The following is a 14,492-nucleotide window of genomic DNA, read 5'->3' on the forward strand; positions in this document are numbered from 1 at the left end:
GCCGCGCCACGCGGCATGGCTCGCCTATAGGCGCAAGCCCCTCGACCGCGCAACGGCCCCCGATCGCAGTGAATACGAATTACGGGCTCGCCCACACAAAGGGCTGACCGCCCCGTGCCGTAACGGCGAGACTATTTTTCCTGCTCGTCTAGGATCAGGACGACTTCGTCCGGATGAACGACGTTGAAGTTCTGCCGCAACTGCTCGCCCACCAGATCGGGATCGGCATGGGCAGGGTCGAGCAAGTCCACGCGGTTTCGCAACGCATCACGCTCTTCCATCAATGCCGTGATGCGGGCCTGTCGCTGCTGCAACAGGTGCGCATTTTCGCCCCAGGCCAGCAGCCCGCTCGGCCCTGCGATCGCGAGGGCCATGAGCAGAAGCAGGACAGCCAGGGCCAGGCCCTGCGTCACCTTCTCCTTGGGGAGAGTGATTTTGTGTCCTTCACGCGTCATGCGAGGACAGAATCATAGTTCCCCAGCCGATTCAAGGCGTTTGTCCGCAAACAATTGAAAAATGCGTCTGGCATCGCGCCTCGGTAGCTGGCCGCCCCGCCCCCTCCTGATGCGCTTCGCTTGCATCCTTCGGTTGAACTGGTTACATATGAAACCAATAAGCAAGGAGATTCTAGATGCCAGACCTGTTCGAAAACCCCGCCGGCCTCGACGGCTTCGAGTTCGTGGAATTCTGCGCGCCCGAAAAGGGGCAACTCGAACCGGTATTTCAGGCGATGGGATTCACGCACGTTGCCAGCCATCGCAGCAAGGACGTCCATCTCTGGCGTCAGGGTGGGATCAATCTGGTGACCAACTATGAACCCCGCAGCGCAGCATGGTATTTTGCGCGCGAGCACGGCCCTTCCGCGTGCGGCATGGCCTTTCGCGTCCGCGACGCCGCGAAGGCATGGGATCACCTGATGGACCAGGGTGCAGAACCCGTTCACGTCGAAACCGGCCCGATGGAACTTTGCATCCCCGCAATCCGCGGAATTGGCGGCGCAATTCTCTATCTGGTCGACCGTTACGAGGGCGAGGATGGCGAAGGCCTGTCGATCTACGACATCGATTTCGAATATCTGCCGGGGGTCGAAAAGCACCCTGCAGGCGCAGGCTTCAAGCTGATCGATCACCTGACCCACAACGTTTATGGCGGCCGGATGAAGTACTGGGCGGATTACTACGAATCGCTCTTCAACTTTCAGGAAATCCGCTATTTCGACATCAAGGGCGAATATACCGGCCTGACGTCGAAAGCGCTGACGGCGCCGGACGGCAAGATCCGCATTCCTCTCAACGAAGAGGGTGACAGCGGCAAAGGGCAGATCGAGGAGTATCTGCGCGAATTCAACGGCGAAGGCATTCAGCACATTGCACTGATCTGCGACGATCTGATCGGCTGTTGGGACAATCTCAAAAAGCTGGGCGTGCCGTTCATGACTGCGCCGCCGGCGACATATTACGAGATGCTGGACGAGCGCCTGCCCGGTCACGGCGAAGATGCAGGCGAGCTGCGCGCACGTGGTATCCTTCTCGACGGTACGACCGAAGGCGGTCAGCCGCGCCTGCTGCTGCAGATCTTTGCCGAGGCGCAGGTTGGTCCGGTGTTCTTCGAATTCATCCAGCGCAAGGGTGACGAAGGGTTCGGCGAAGGCAACTTCAAAGCGCTGTTCGAAAGCATGGAACGCGACCAGATCAAGCGCGGCGCCTTGAAGGTCGACGATGCTGCCGCGGAAACGGAGCCGGCGGAATGAGCGAGCACCCCGTCAGGCTGGGCGGCGTTCATCACGCCGCCTATCGCTGCAAAGACGCGAAAGAGACCGTCGAGTGGTACGAACGCGTGCTGGGCATGGAATATGTCAGCGCGTTCTCGGAAGACCACGTGCCCTCCACAGGCGATTACGATCCCTACATGCATATCTTCCTCGATGCAGGAAACGGCAACGTGCTCGCGTTCTTCGAACTGCCGACGCAGAAGGACATGGGGCGGGACGAGAACACCCCGGCCTGGGTTCAGCATCTTGCGTTCAAAGTCGGGAGCGAGGACGAATTGCTCGCCGCCAAGACCCATATCGAGAGCCTGGGTATCGACGTCTTGGGTCCGACCCATCACGGCATTTTCAAATCGATCTATTTCTTCGATCCGAACGGTCACCGCGTCGAACTGGCGGCAGATATCGGGACGGACGATCAATATGCCGAACTGAAGCGCGTGGCCGTGCCGATGCTGGAAGAATGGAGCCGGACGAAGAAAGCGCCGCGTCACGCAGATTGGCTGCATGAAATCGCCCGTCAGGAACACGCTTCGAAGAACTAGGAACATTCCTGCACGCCGTGCCGTTCCCCCTACGTGTAACAGAGGGAACACCATTGGATTACGTACAGGTTCTAGAGCACGAATTGCAGGAATTGGCCGCAGGAGCGGTGGCATTGCTGCCCAATCTGGCAATCGCGGTTATCGTTCTGGCGATAACCGCAATCGTCGCACGCGGAGTGGCAGGAGCCGCCACGCGGATCGCCCGGCGAACGCACGTGCGCAATGATCTGCAGGAACTGTTCCGAACGCTCGCGAAGCTGGGCATCTGGATCATCGGGACGCTACTGACCCTGACAATCCTGATCCCCGGCTTCACGTTCGGCGGCATGGTTGCCGGACTGGGGATCGGCGCTGTCGCGATCGGCTTTGCCTTTCAGGATATCTTCGAGAATTTCCTCGCCGGCGTCCTCATCATGCTTCGCGACAAGATGCATATCGGCGATTCGGTCGAGGCCGAAGGGGTCGATGGTACCGTCGAAAAGATCACGCTGCGCGAAACGCACATCCGTCAGTTCTCGGGCGAGCTGACCATTCTGCCCAATTCCATGATTTTCAAGAATGCGGTCAAAGTCGTCAGCGATCAGCCACATCGACGGTTCGATCTGATGGTGGGCGTATCCTACGACAGCGATCTTGCCACCGCCCGCCGCGCGATCGAACAGGGAGCTTCCTCAGCCCCAGGGATTGTCGCGGACAGGGGCGTGGAGGTTTACGCGCGAGAATTCGGCGCAAGCTCGATAGACTTCCTCGTGCGCTGGTGGGTGGACACCCGAAGCGACAGCCTGTTCCAGGTCCACAACCAGATGGTCTTCGCGATCAAGAAGGCGCTCGACGATGCCGGTGTCGAAATTCCCTATCCCCACGTCACGCACACGTTCGGGGAGCCCGTACCGATCGAGGCCAGGGACCAGGCCGCTTAGCAGCGCCAGCAAGGCGAAAATATTGAAGTAGGGAAATGGCGCGCCCGGAAGGATTCGAACCTCCGGCCCCCAGATTCGTAGTCTGGTGCTCTATCCAGCTGAGCTACGGGCGCGCTTGGAGGGCGCCACATAGGGGGGGCATTCGACCTTTGCAATCCCCTATCGCGGCGGATCTTCAAATCGTTGTGAAAACAGCGATTCGCAGAGCGTAACGTCCAGAGGCGGCTTGTTGAGAGCGCCAATCTCGTCCGGCGTCCACCATCCAACTTCGCCCCCTTCCAATGACTGCGGGGTCCCTTCCCAGCGGCTGGCAGTGTAAAGCAGAATGACAATCCCGGGCCGGCCGTCTGCAGGCGCAGTTTGGGCGAAATGGGACGGATCGAGATGAGCCCGATCAATCGCGATGCCGATCTCCTCCCGAATTTCCCTTTCTAAAGCAAAATCAGGCATTTCCCCTGCTTCCACTTTCCCACCAGGAAACTCCCACAGGTCGCCGTGATGCTTGTTGAGCGGACGCCGGTGCATCAGCCACCGGCCATCGTTACGCCGCAGGGCAAGTGCTGCGACGGCAATCCATGTCGGCAATTTTTTCCATTTCGAACGTTCTTGAAAACCAATTCTTAAGGGGTTGGGCGCAGAAACCGTGCTCAGGGACCGTATCGGGGGCATCCAGTGCAGTCGAAGAAATTTCTGAGGCGCATTGGACGCGACACTCGCGGTGCAACCGCAGTCGAATACGGCCTGATCGTGACGTTAATCGTTATCGCGTGCATCGGCGCGTTTACGGAAGTTGCCGATAAAAGCATTGCCATGTGGAGCGCCGTATCGACGGAGGTCACGAAGGAAAGAGGCTGAGGAAAATCGGGGGCCTCGTGCTCTTTAGTATTTGTCAATTCTCCGCAGCTATTTCCGACAATGCTCGTTCCGGGTTGCTGGAAAGAGTTCGGGTATCGAAGACTGAACCAGGAGACTAAAAATGAAGTTCATCAACAAGCTGCTCCGTGACGAGCAGGGCGCCACTGCCATCGAATACGGCCTCATCGCCGCCCTGATCGCCGTTGCTGCCATCACCGCCATGTCGACCCTGGGCACTGAGCTGTCCGGTACGTTCTCGGACGTAAGCGGTAAGCTCGAAAATCGCGCTGCCGTCGATTAATAGCATCGATGCCGGCTGAAAGAAGCCGGACGCTGAGGGCGGCGGGAGAAATCCCGTCGCCCTTTTCGTTTCCGAAACGCTGTTCAGCCGCCCCGCACCACGAGCTTGACCTTTTGCCCAGCGCGCAATGCGTCGCGGGAACCAAGTCCGTTCAGAACGCGGAACCGCTGTTCCTTCGCGGTATCGTAGGCCATACGGTTTGCCAGCGACGAAACCGTATCGCCGCTGCGTACCGTCACCACATCAATCCGCCGCGGAACAACGCGACTGGCCTCCGCCTGGCTGATTCGCCGCATGGAATTGAACATCGGGGTAAAGGCCCCCGAACGGCCGGCCTGGCTGAGCGTGGCGAAGTGGTACGCCTGCCCATTCGAGAACTCGTAAGCAAACACGACCACGTCGACCTGGCCGCTGCCGCTGTTGACGCGGGCCGTACCGTAGGCGGCCGGAAGTCCGTTGACCGTCGTCTGCTGCAGCGCCGCGGGCGCGAGGGTCTGCTGATTTCCGCCAAGCGAGCGGAAGACATTGCGCACGTAATTGCCGAGATTGCCGTCATAGGGGGCCGTCGTTAGTTGCGCCTGCCCGCTCTGGCCATTGATCGAAACCGCGCGCGTACCGTTGACCATATAAAAGCCCTGCGGCGCGGTGAACGATAGGCGCAACTGCGGATGGATGAACTGACGCCCTTCGATAACGCCCTGCTCCGGATCGTCTCCGTAAACCATTCCGTCGATGCGGGTCAGAAACGTATCGCGATTGGTAACGCCGGTCGTCCCCGCGGCGCGCTGTAGCGCGCCCTGCACCCGGCTTGCGGGGTCGGGGTGGGTAGAAGCCCATTCGGGCACGGTCGCGTTCCCCCGCCCTTGCAGCGAAGCATCCAGTGCGTTCTGCGCAGCGAGGCTTTGCAGCACGGTGGCCATGGCGTGGGGGTCGTAACCGGCGCGGGTGAGATACTGGATGCCCAGTTCATCGGCCTGCAGTTCCTGACTGCGCGAGAATCGCAGTGTCAGCAATTGCGAGCCTTGCAGAAATCCGCGCGAAATCTGCTGCCCGATGCCGCTATCGCCCAGGATGATTCCCGAGATAATGGCACCCGCGGCGCCCAGCAGCGAATTTTGCTGCGCCTTTGCCTGGCGGCGCTGTGAATGGCGCGCTGCGACATGGCCTACCTCGTGCCCCAGCACACCCGCCAGTTCCGCCTCGTTGTTCATCAGCGTGACGAGCTGGCGTGTCGTGTAGACATACCCACCCGGGATGGCGAAGGCATTGTTGACCGAGCTGTTGAGCAAGGTGACCGTAAAGTCCGACTGGGCATTGCCGAGCCCCGATTGCACCGCGATATTCTTGCCGATCTGCTGCACATACTGTGCGTGAGGGCCGCTCATCGCGCCGCCGAATTCGGCAAGGAATTGCGGATGCGCTTCGGCGCCGGTCTGCGCCTCGCTTTGTGTAATGGGTGTCGATGCACTGGGAATGTTGGCCCCGGCGCCCATGCACGATGTGAGTGCCAACGACAGCGCTGCCGTGGAACCAAGAGCGATCCTGTTCATGCGGGGCATGGTGCCAAGTCTCCTCCGAGTGCGCGGCGTTATCCCTGCCGCTACGATTAATCCTTGAAAACCAATCTTTAACCGAGGGCTTTGGTTCCCGAAAGAGTCAGATCGTTCCCAACTGAAGAAACCGTTCTTCCCTGACCCGGCGCAATTCGTCAGGTCCGAGACGGTCGAGTGCCTCCAGTTCATCGTCGATTGCATCCGCGAGTGCCTGCGCGGCGGCCTGCGGATTGCGGTGCGCCCCGCCCACCGGCTCGGGGACGATGCGATCGATTACCCCCAGTCCCTCCAGATGCTGCGCGGTCACTTTCATTGCCTCTGCAGCATCGGGGGCTTTGTCCGCCGTGCGCCACAGGATCGAGGCGCAGCCTTCAGGCGATATCACCGAATAGATGGCGTGTTCCAACATCAGGACCCGCTCGGCGCTCGCCAGCGCGACCGCTCCGCCGGAACCGCCCTCGCCCACAATCGTCGCGACCATCGGCACGGGAAGCGCAAGACAGGCTTCGGTCGAACGGGCAATCGCTTCGGCCTGGCCCCGTTCTTCCGCCTCCACGCCAGGAAACGCGCCGGAGGTGTCAACCAGCGTCACGACCGGCAATCCGAAACGGCCTGCCATCTCCATCAGTCGAATGGCCTTGCGATAGCCTTCTGGCTTACCCATGCCGAAATTGTGTCGCAGCCGGCTTTCCGTGTCGTGCCCCTTCTCGTGGCCGATCAGCATAACCCGGCGCCCCCGCAGCCTCGCAAAGCCGCCAAGGATCGCCTCATCCTCGCCGTAGTAGCGATCACCGCCGAGGGGTATGAATTCGTCGAACGCATGGCGGACCAGATCGCGGAAGTGCGGCCGCGCCGGATGCCTTGCAACCTGCGTCTTCTGCCACGGCGTCAGCGATGCATAAGTGCTTGCCAGAAGGTCCGCGCTCTTGCGTTCGAGCCGCGCGAGCTCCGTCGAAATATCGACATCGTCCCCTTCGGCAGCGCTACGAAGTTCGGCGACGCGCGCGTCGAGCTGCGCCACGGGCTTTTCGAATTCGAGGTAAGAAATCATCGCTCAGCGCCTAGTCCGGGCCGTCGCGAACGGCAAGGGGATGGCGTTCGTTTACCAGAGCCACAAGCCGGGCGCTGTCGACGTGCGTATATATCTGCGTCGTGGCGATATCGGCATGGCCGAGCAACGATTGCAGCACGCGCAGATCGGCACCGCCTTCCAGCAAATGGGTGCCGAAAGCGTGGCGAAGAACGTGCGGGCTGACCTTTGCGGGGTCGAGGCCGGCCCTCGTGGCCAGCGCTTTCAACAGTTGGAACAGCCGGACCCGAGTCAGATGTTTGTCGCCGCGGGACGGGAATATGTATCGCCCCCCGTCCGGCCGCAGCACGAGCCAGCGGGAAAGCGCCGATCGTGCACGGCCGCTGATCGGCACCATGCGCGCCTGCCCGCCTTTCCCCGTTACCGTCAGGAACGGCGCGTCGCGCGGCACTGCGGCAAGCGGCAACGAAACCAGTTCGGTCGCGCGCAGACCCGAACCGTAGAGCAATTCGAGCAGGGCCAGCATACGAACGGCCGCCGGCACGTCGCTGCAGGCATCCTCCTCCGCCCTGGCGAACAGGGCGGCAATCTCGTCGTGCGTCAGGATCCTGGGCAACGGGCGCCGGGTGACCGGTTGCGGCAGGCCCGGCGAAGGATCGTCGTCGCGCAAGCCTTCGTCCACCAGAAAGCCGTAAAACTGCCGCAGGGCCGACGACTTGCGGGCGACGGTCGAGGGTGCAAGCGTGTCCCAAGCCCGCCCCAACCGGGCGAGATCCGTCCGCGCGGCGCGTTCGAGCGGTCCGACGATCTCGTTCGCGCCTTCCAGATCCCTGCGATAGGCCGTCAGCGTGTTCTTTGCCGCCCCGCGTTCGGCAGCGAGCATGGTGAGGAAATCCTCCACCGGATCCGCCATCACGCGCGTGCCACCGCCTCCGCCGCGATCATCCGTGCTTCAGCCGACAGGCCGACGCGATTCAAGGCGGAAACGATGTGATAGAGATGGCGGGCCGTCATCTTGTCCCAGGCGTCGCCCTGCATACCCAGCCCTGCAAGCAGCGAAACCAGAACGGCGTTATCGACGGCAGCCGCGCGTTCGATCGTGCGCGTCCACTTGCTGTCTCGCGACAACTCCATATCGAGCTGCTGGCTATAGGATTGCGCAGTGGAATCGTCGATCCGGCCGAGCCCCGCCAGCGCGGCGACGAGGAACTGCGACTTGCGCTGGCCGTCGCTCTCGTCTCCATCCATGAACGTATCGATCTGTCCGCCTGCGACAGCCTCAGCATCGTCCGGTCGCGCCAGCGAGAGCAAGGCCCAGCCGAGGTCGCCGGGTTCCACGACTTGCGACCATTCCATCGCATCGCGATCGAGTCCCGCCGACAGCATGGAAGCGATCAGGCGCGGCGCATCGTCGCGAAACTGATCGCTCGGCGGCATTCGCGCTGCCGCATAGGCAGTCAGCACGAGCCGGCTGTAATCCATCGCGCCGGCGCCCCAGATGTCCCGCATGGCAGCAAGACGGTCGGCCGGCGTGCTGCCGGTATAGGCAGTACGAAGGCGAGTGGCCGTATCGCTGCCCTCGCCTTCGGCCCCGCTGTTCAGCACTTCGCCGTAAATGCCGACAATGGCGGAGGCGGACAGGATCCCCTCGCCTGCCGCCCGGTGGGCGCCCGGCAACCGGTCGATCGGGGACAACATCGGGGAGATGGCGGCCGCTCGCTGATAATAGGGCGCAGGATCGGCGAGCAATCCTTCAGGTATCTCGGCGCCAACCGCGTTTGCCAGGGCATACCGCCACGGGGTGATCTCGTCGACCTCGTCCCATTCCAGGTTGACGGCATGTCGGCCTGCGCCTGCCGCACCGGCGAAGCGCTGGGCCAGAAGAACGTCGATCGGCGGGGCTACCTCGCGCGAGAGGGCGCGGCGCAATTCGGACGTCGCGCGAACTCCCTGCCCGGCATAGGCGGCGCAGATCGATTGCCAAAGCCGCCACTGCCCATCTTCGCGGTCGCTTCCCTGAAGCTGGACCGCCGGGCAGGCGCCGACGATGTCACCTGTCGCCACAAAGGCTTCCAGCGCGGCATCGGTCAGCGATTTATGCCAGTTGTTGGTATCGACATCCTGCACGATACCGCGCGCCGCGGTGTATTCGCCCATCGCGTTGAGCGATGCGGCGCGCCATGCCGCAAAATCAACCGGGTCCATTTCAACCGGTGCCGTCAGCCTGCTCGCCAGTGTGCGGCGCACCAGGATATGGCCCCAGCGCGAAACCAACGGCCCGCGCATCCCGGCGAGAATCGCCTGAACGAGAGAAGCGGGCTGGCTTTCCAGCGAAGTCGTGGGAAAGCCCCCTTCGCCGGGGCCGATAATTCCCACTTCGGAAAGCGACCGCCTGGCCGCAGGCGGAATGTCGAAACGTGGTTTGAGCCCCAGCAACTGGTCAAGCTCGTCGGTGTTCATTGCCTCCAGCGCTTCGAGCGATGGCAGATCGTCAGGCAGATCGATCGTCGGCTGCGGCTGCGAATTGCTTTCCGGCAAAGGCTGGACGACCGGCCTGCTCGTGCCTTCGGCAGGCGACGTGGAGCCTTCCGCCGGCCGGGCTGGCGTGGTCGCTTGGGGTGTGGGTGTGGGTGTCGGCTGAGCCGGGGGCGGATCGTCGAATCCGGGCGGCAGCAGCGATTCGGGCGCCCCCTGCGCCAGCACGAGGGTGGAAGTGAGCGCCAGCGCGGCAACCCCGGTAACAAGCAGCGTCTTCATCGAACAGTCTCGGGCAGCGGAACCGGCTCGGCAATGGGGCGCAAAGGCTCCTCCCCACCATCGATCCAGGCATAGACCAACAATGCGGCGACCAGCACCACCAACGCCCCCACGGCACGCCTACCCGTCATTGCCAACCCAGAAGACCTTTCTCGCAACATTCTGCACGGTTGCGCGGCATCTAGCCCATCTATAGGCGAAGCGGCAATGACCCACGCGGCCGAAAAACTCAGCGATGCGGAGATCGCCCGGATTGCAAGCCGGATCGATCGCCCGATTGCGCTGGTCGGTCTGATGGGTGTCGGCAAGTCGACCGTCGGACGAAAGCTTGCGGCCTTGCTGGGCAAGGATTTCGTCGATGCCGACACTGCGATCGAGACCGCCGCCCAGATGAGCGTTTCGGACATTTTCGAACAGTTCGGCGAAAGCTATTTCCGCGACGGGGAGCGGCGCGTGATCGCACGGCTGATCGAAGAAAGGCACGGCGTGATCGCAACCGGCGGTGGTGCCTTCATCCAGGACGAGACGCGGACGCTCCTGCTCGATCAGGCCGTTTCCGTCTGGATCGACTGCGATGTCGATACCCTTGTCGAACGGACCGCACGGCGCGATGTGCGCCCTCTGCTGCGCGACGGCGATCCGCACGAAATCCTATCCCGCCTGCGCCGAGAACGCGAACCGTTCTATGCCCAGGCCCCCATCCGCATCACCGGCGAGGACGGCCCTCATATCGACACGGCGATGGCAATTATCGGAGCAATCGACCGATGGCTGTAGTGCCTGTTGAACTGGGTGGACGATCCTATCAGGTTCGCATTTCGGCAAACCTGCTGGCCGAGGCCGCGCAGCATTGCATCCCCCTTTTGCGCAAGAACAGCGTATCCATCGTCACCGACGCGAACGTCGCGGAAAACTGGCGCGAGACGGTGGAGGCGTCTTTCGATCGGGCGGCGATCGCGACGCGCTGGCTGATCCTCGACCCCGGTGAATCGACCAAGGACTGGTCCGGCCTTGAGAAGGTTACCGACTGGCTTCTGGCCGGTCAGGTCGAACGCGGCGATCACGTTATCGCCCTGGGCGGGGGCGTGATCGGCGATCTGGTGGGATTTGCCGCCGCAGTCCTGAAACGCGGCTGCAATTTCATCCAGCTGCCGACATCATTGCTGGCCCAGGTGGACAGCTCGGTCGGCGGCAAGACAGCGATCAATACGCGCACAGGGAAGAACCTGATCGGTGCCTTTCACCAGCCTTCCCTGGTGCTGGCTGACCTTTCGGCGCTAGGCACCCTGCCCGATCGGCAAATGCGCGCCGGTTATGCCGAAATCCTCAAATACGGCGTTCTCGGCGATCGGGCTTTCTTCGACTGGCTTGCGGCCAACGGCACTGCGGTTCTCGCGCGCGAAAGCGATGCTCTCGAACGGGCGGTCGCGACCAGCGTCGAAGCCAAGGCGCGCATCGTTGCGGAGGACGAACGCGAAACGGCGGACCGGCGCGCGCTGCTGAACCTGGGGCACACGTTCGGCCATGCTCTGGAAGCCGAAACCGGCTTCTCCGATCGTCTGCTGCACGGCGAGGCGGTTGCTCTCGGTATGGTTCTCGCCGCGCGCTACTCCGCCCGTATCGGTCTGATGCCCGATGCGGAGGCGGCGCAGGTGGCTCGATCCGTCGAAACAGCCGGACTGCCTGGCGAGATCGCAGCTCTGGCGCTCGATTGCGACGGACAGCGCCTTGCCGATCACATGCTGCACGACAAGAAGATGGACGCGGGCACTTTGCCGTTCATCCTGCTGCGGGGTATCGGGACAGCGTTCGTCGCCCGGGATGTGGACCTGGCCGACGTGGCCGCCTTCCTCGACGAACAGCTACGGGCGCACTAGTTCGGGCTCAAGATCGATCTGTTCGAAATCGTCGAACAGCGCGGTTACCAACAGGTTGCGATGGCATTCCGCCGCTCGCCGCTCGTAACACAGCAGCGCCGCCTTGCTGGTTTCGGCCAGCGCGCGCAACTCGGCCATCTGGGCGAGAGCTTCAGGCAGTTCGAGTTGCCCGGAATAGATCCGTTCCAGCGTAGCGAGATCGCCCCGGCGTGCAGCAGCCCGTCCTTCGCTCGGGGTGCCGAGGTGGCGGAAATGACAGTATCCGATCCCCGCTTCCTCCACCGCTGCGCGCAGGCTGTTCTTCGAGAATCCCGGCCGACGCGAGAGCGGCAGATAGCGGACGTCCGCAAGGATCTCCACCGATGCCTGCCCAAGACATTCGACCAGCGCGGCCTGGGTGACCTGCTCGTAGCCGATCGTCCAGACGCTGCCGGCCATCAGAACAGGCGCGAACCGTTTGGCACCGGCTTGTCCGGCTTGAACAGCACGACCTCGCCGTTCTCGTCGGCAAATCCCAGTGTCAGCACTTCGGACATCATCGGCCCGATCTGCCGGGGCGGGAAGTTGACCACGGCCGCGACCTGGCGGCCCTGCAGATCCTCGGGCGCGTAGTTCGCGACAATCTGGGCGGAGCTTTTCTTCTCTCCAATCGCCGGCCCCAAATCGATCCGCAGCCGGTAACTCGGTTTGCGAGCCTCGGGAAAGGGTTCGACCGATACGATCGTGCCGACGCGAATATCGGCCTTCAGGAAGGTGGCGAAATCGGTCTGCTCCGCTGCCGGAGCATCGGGCGCATGGCTTAGATGCATCGTCCTATTCCAGTTCCAGGATAACCTCGTCCACCGCGAGGCTGTCGCCTTCACCGGCGTTGATCTTGCCGACGGTGGCCTGCTTCTCGGCGCGCAGGATGTTTTCCATCTTCATTGCCTCGACCGTCGCCAGGGGCTGTCCGGGCTGAACCTCGTCGCCCTCGGCCACGTGCAGCTTCACCAGCAGGCCGGGCATCGGGCAGATCAGCATTTTCGAAAGGTCAGGCGGTTCCTTTTCGATCATGTGCGAAGCGAGATCGGCAATGCGGGTCTGCAAGATCCGCAGGTGATGCGTCGCGCCGCGCGTCGTGATGGCATAGCCGGTGCGTGTCGGCCGCAGCTGCAGGGTCAGCGCATCCCCCTCCCCGCCATCGGCGTCGCCATATTCGACGGCGACCATCGTCTCTCCGGGAGTATACTCCATCTCCAGCGCGACGGGATCGCCATCGACGGTGATCGCATCTTCCACCAGACGCACATCGTAGGTTGCCGAATTCTCTTCGCGCTCGCCAATGCGAACAGTCCAGTCGCCCGGTGCGTAGAATTGATTGTCGAGCTGCTGATCGATCCGCCGGGCGCGGTCGGCATCGGCGGTCGCGACAATGCCCCCCACTGCCGCCAGCACGCGATTGAGATCCTCCGAAGCCGGGGCCCCGACGAAACCTTCGGGATATTCCTCGGCGATGAAGCCGGTGGTCAGTTCGCCCGAACGGAAGCGTTCGTGCTGCATGATCGCGCTGAGGAAATCGACATTGTGGCCGAGCCCTTCGATCCGGAACGCATCGAGCGCGGCGATCTGCAGATCGGCCGCTTCGTCGCGCGTTTCGCCCCAGGTGACGAGCTTGGCGATCATCGGGTCGTAGAACATCGAAACTTCGCCGCCTTCGAACACGCCGTCGTCGACGCGAACGCCGTCAACGCCGCGGCGGCCGTTCGCTTCCCCGTCGTCGGCCCAGGGTTCGACCGGCGGCTGATAGCGCACCAGGCGCCCGGTGGAGGGCAGGAAGCCGCGATAGGGATCTTCGGCATAGACGCGGTTCTCGATCGCCCAGCCGTCGATCTTCACATCGTCCTGCGTCATCGCCAGCTTCTCGCCCGCCGCGACGCGGATCATCTGCTCGACCAGGTCGACGCCGGTGATCGCTTCGGTAACCGGGTGCTCCACCTGCAGCCGCGTGTTCATTTCGAGGAAGTAGAAGCTCTCGCCCGTCTTGTCCGCGCCGCTGACGATCAGTTCGACCGTGCCCGCACTGTGATAGCCGACCGCTTTCGACAGCGCGACGCACTGTTCGCCCATCGCCTTGCGCATCTTGGGCGTCACGAAGGGCGACGGCGCTTCCTCGACCACCTTCTGGTGGCGGCGCTGGATCGAGCATTCGCGCTCGTTCAGGTAGATCACGTTGCCATGCGTGTCGCCGAGGATCTGGATCTCGATATGGCGCGGGTCCTCGATGAACTTCTCGATGAAGACGCGGTCATCGCCGAAGGAATTGAGGCCTTCACGCTTCGTCGCCTCGAACCCTTCCTCGACATCCTTGTCGTTCCACGCGAGCCGCATGCCCTTGCCGCCGCCACCCGCGCTGGCTTTCATCATCACCGGATAGCCGATGTCGTTGGAGACCTTCAGCGCTTCTTCCGTGGTGTCGATCGCATCCTCGGAACCGGGGACGGTGTTGACCCCCGCTTCCCTGGCGATCTTCTTGGATTCGATCTTGTCGCCCATCGCCGCGATCGCCTTGGCGGGCGGGCCGATGAAGGCGATGTTTTCCTTGGCCAGCGCCTCGACGAAGCTCGCACGCTCCGACAGGAAGCCATAGCCCGGGTGCACAGCCTCTGCCCCCGTCTGCTTGCAGGCGGCGATGATCTTGTCGGCCACGAGATAGCTCTCTGATGCCTGCGCCGGGCCGATATGCACCGCTTCGTCAGCCATCTTCACGAACGGCGCCCGCGCGTCGGCATCGGAATAGACCGCCACGGTGGCGATACCCATGCGCCGGGCGGTCTTGATGACCCGGCAGGCGATTTCGCCGCGATTGGCAATGAGGATTTTCTTGAACATCTCTCGTCCCGTAATGTG

General features: G+C 62.6%; 17 protein-coding genes and 1 tRNA gene. 7 read left to right on the forward strand and 11 right to left on the reverse strand.

What is annotated here, in order from left to right; translation table 11 throughout:
- Positions 1-131 precede the first annotated feature (131 nt).
- A complete protein-coding gene (locus AM2010_RS04975; protein ID WP_047806139.1) occupies positions 132-455 on the reverse strand; it encodes an FtsB family cell division protein in 324 nt (107 codons plus the stop codon).
- Between the two features lie 176 nt (positions 456-631).
- Between AM2010_RS04975 and hppD the strand changes: the two genes are divergently transcribed.
- From hppD to AM2010_RS04990, 3 genes are read left to right on the forward strand one after another with little or no spacing between them, the layout of a single operon-like run.
- Entirely contained in the window at positions 632-1,750 is a 1,119-nt protein-coding gene (hppD, locus tag AM2010_RS04980) for a 4-hydroxyphenylpyruvate dioxygenase (protein WP_047806140.1), read from the forward strand.
- Positions 1,747-2,313, forward strand: coding sequence for a VOC family protein (locus tag AM2010_RS04985; protein WP_047806141.1), 567 nt, complete (start codon positions 1,747-1,749; stop codon positions 2,311-2,313). The genes hppD and AM2010_RS04985 overlap by 4 nt, the downstream gene beginning before the upstream one ends.
- Before the next feature lie 53 nt (positions 2,314-2,366).
- The gene (locus AM2010_RS04990) at positions 2,367-3,233 is read left to right on the forward strand and encodes a mechanosensitive ion channel family protein (RefSeq protein WP_047806142.1); all 867 of its coding nucleotides are present in this window, start codon (positions 2,367-2,369) and stop codon (positions 3,231-3,233) included.
- A gap of 36 nt (positions 3,234-3,269) precedes the next feature.
- On the opposite strand, the gene AM2010_RS04995 is transcribed toward AM2010_RS04990, so the two are convergent.
- Positions 3,270-3,346, reverse strand: a tRNA-Arg gene (locus AM2010_RS04995).
- 46 nt (positions 3,347-3,392) lie between these two features.
- On the reverse strand, positions 3,393-3,818 hold the full coding sequence (locus tag AM2010_RS05000) for a (deoxy)nucleoside triphosphate pyrophosphohydrolase (RefSeq protein ID WP_047806143.1): 426 nt from the start codon (positions 3,816-3,818) through the stop codon (positions 3,393-3,395).
- An 87-nt stretch (positions 3,819-3,905) separates the two neighbouring features.
- Between AM2010_RS05000 and AM2010_RS05005 the strand changes: the two genes are divergently transcribed.
- Together AM2010_RS05005 and AM2010_RS05010 are read left to right on the forward strand one after the other, a co-directional pair.
- Complete coding sequence (locus AM2010_RS05005) at positions 3,906-4,088, forward strand: Flp family type IVb pilin (RefSeq protein ID WP_047806144.1); 183 nt, start codon at positions 3,906-3,908, stop codon at positions 4,086-4,088.
- A gap of 121 nt (positions 4,089-4,209) precedes the next feature.
- Positions 4,210-4,389 (forward strand): Flp family type IVb pilin, encoded by a 180-nt coding sequence (locus AM2010_RS05010; RefSeq protein ID WP_047806145.1) that lies wholly within the window; start codon positions 4,210-4,212, stop codon positions 4,387-4,389.
- Positions 4,390-4,472: 83 nt separating this feature from the next.
- On the opposite strand, the gene AM2010_RS05015 is transcribed toward AM2010_RS05010, so the two are convergent.
- From AM2010_RS05015 to AM2010_RS14455, 5 genes are all read right to left on the reverse strand, one after another.
- Positions 4,473-5,948: a M48 family metalloprotease gene (locus AM2010_RS05015; protein ID WP_047806146.1), complete on the reverse strand. Its 1,476-nt coding sequence runs from the start codon at positions 5,946-5,948 to the stop codon at positions 4,473-4,475.
- Positions 5,949-6,045: 97 nt separating this feature from the next.
- Positions 6,046-6,993: an acetyl-CoA carboxylase carboxyltransferase subunit alpha gene (locus AM2010_RS05020; RefSeq protein WP_047806147.1), complete on the reverse strand. Its 948-nt coding sequence runs from the start codon at positions 6,991-6,993 to the stop codon at positions 6,046-6,048.
- Between the two features lie 10 nt (positions 6,994-7,003).
- Positions 7,004-7,885, reverse strand: a complete 882-nt coding sequence (locus AM2010_RS05025; RefSeq protein WP_047806148.1) for a tyrosine recombinase — start codon at positions 7,883-7,885, stop codon at positions 7,004-7,006.
- A complete protein-coding gene (locus tag AM2010_RS05030) occupies positions 7,885-9,729 on the reverse strand; it encodes a hypothetical protein (RefSeq protein ID WP_047806149.1) in 1,845 nt (614 codons plus the stop codon). Before AM2010_RS05030 ends, AM2010_RS05025 begins: the two co-directional genes overlap by 1 nt.
- Positions 9,726-9,860, reverse strand: a complete 135-nt coding sequence (locus AM2010_RS14455; protein ID WP_269084044.1) for a hypothetical protein — start codon at positions 9,858-9,860, stop codon at positions 9,726-9,728. The genes AM2010_RS05030 and AM2010_RS14455 overlap by 4 nt, the downstream gene beginning before the upstream one ends.
- Positions 9,861-9,936: 76 nt before the next feature.
- Between AM2010_RS14455 and AM2010_RS05035 the strand changes: the two genes are divergently transcribed.
- Positions 9,937-10,506: a shikimate kinase gene (locus AM2010_RS05035; RefSeq protein WP_047806150.1), complete on the forward strand. Its 570-nt coding sequence runs from the start codon at positions 9,937-9,939 to the stop codon at positions 10,504-10,506.
- Entirely contained in the window at positions 10,497-11,606 is a 1,110-nt protein-coding gene (gene aroB, locus AM2010_RS05040; protein ID WP_047806151.1) for a 3-dehydroquinate synthase, read from the forward strand. Before AM2010_RS05035 ends, aroB begins: the two co-directional genes overlap by 10 nt.
- On the opposite strand, the gene AM2010_RS05045 is transcribed toward aroB, so the two are convergent.
- The 3 genes from AM2010_RS05045 to AM2010_RS05055 are packed head-to-tail and all read right to left on the reverse strand — an operon-like array spanning position 11,592 to position 14,474.
- Complete coding sequence (locus AM2010_RS05045) at positions 11,592-12,044, reverse strand: DUF488 domain-containing protein (RefSeq protein WP_047806152.1); 453 nt, start codon at positions 12,042-12,044, stop codon at positions 11,592-11,594. The genes aroB and AM2010_RS05045 overlap by 15 nt on opposite strands.
- Positions 12,044-12,415 carry a tRNA-binding protein gene (locus AM2010_RS05050; protein WP_047806153.1) on the reverse strand — a complete coding sequence of 124 codons (372 nt, stop codon included), beginning with the start codon at positions 12,413-12,415 and terminating at the stop codon, positions 12,044-12,046. The genes AM2010_RS05045 and AM2010_RS05050 overlap by 1 nt, the downstream gene beginning before the upstream one ends.
- A 4-nt stretch (positions 12,416-12,419) precedes the next feature.
- Positions 12,420-14,474 (reverse strand): acetyl-CoA carboxylase biotin carboxylase subunit, encoded by a 2,055-nt coding sequence (locus AM2010_RS05055; RefSeq protein ID WP_047806154.1) that lies wholly within the window; start codon positions 14,472-14,474, stop codon positions 12,420-12,422.
- Positions 14,475-14,492: the final 18 nt, after the last annotated feature.

This window comes from Pelagerythrobacter marensis (assembly GCF_001028625.1).
GTDB classification, from domain to species: domain Bacteria; phylum Pseudomonadota; class Alphaproteobacteria; order Sphingomonadales; family Sphingomonadaceae; genus Pelagerythrobacter; species Pelagerythrobacter marensis.

Coding starts and splice junctions, on each gene's coding strand:
- AM2010_RS04975 (WP_047806139.1), bottom strand. CDS start 455: ATGACGCGTGAAGGACACAAAATCACTCTCCCCAAGGAGAAGGTGACG.
- hppD (WP_047806140.1), top strand. CDS start 632: ATGCCAGACCTGTTCGAAAACCCCGCCGGCCTCGACGGCTTCGAGTTC.
- AM2010_RS04985 (WP_047806141.1), top strand. CDS start 1,747: ATGAGCGAGCACCCCGTCAGGCTGGGCGGCGTTCATCACGCCGCCTAT.
- AM2010_RS05010 (WP_047806145.1), top strand. CDS start 4,210: ATGAAGTTCATCAACAAGCTGCTCCGTGACGAGCAGGGCGCCACTGCC.
- AM2010_RS05015 (WP_047806146.1), bottom strand. CDS start 5,948: ATGCCCCGCATGAACAGGATCGCTCTTGGTTCCACGGCAGCGCTGTCG.
- AM2010_RS05020 (WP_047806147.1), bottom strand. CDS start 6,993: ATGATTTCTTACCTCGAATTCGAAAAGCCCGTGGCGCAGCTCGACGCG.
- AM2010_RS05025 (WP_047806148.1), bottom strand. CDS start 7,885: ATGGCGGATCCGGTGGAGGATTTCCTCACCATGCTCGCTGCCGAACGC.
- AM2010_RS05030 (WP_047806149.1), bottom strand. CDS start 9,729: ATGAAGACGCTGCTTGTTACCGGGGTTGCCGCGCTGGCGCTCACTTCC.
- AM2010_RS14455 (WP_269084044.1), bottom strand. CDS start 9,860: ATGACGGGTAGGCGTGCCGTGGGGGCGTTGGTGGTGCTGGTCGCCGCA.
- AM2010_RS05035 (WP_047806150.1), top strand. CDS start 9,937: ATGACCCACGCGGCCGAAAAACTCAGCGATGCGGAGATCGCCCGGATT.
- aroB (WP_047806151.1), top strand. CDS start 10,497: ATGGCTGTAGTGCCTGTTGAACTGGGTGGACGATCCTATCAGGTTCGC.
- AM2010_RS05045 (WP_047806152.1), bottom strand. CDS start 12,044: ATGGCCGGCAGCGTCTGGACGATCGGCTACGAGCAGGTCACCCAGGCC.
- AM2010_RS05050 (WP_047806153.1), bottom strand. CDS start 12,415: ATGCATCTAAGCCATGCGCCCGATGCTCCGGCAGCGGAGCAGACCGAT.
- AM2010_RS05055 (WP_047806154.1), bottom strand. CDS start 14,474: ATGTTCAAGAAAATCCTCATTGCCAATCGCGGCGAAATCGCCTGCCGG.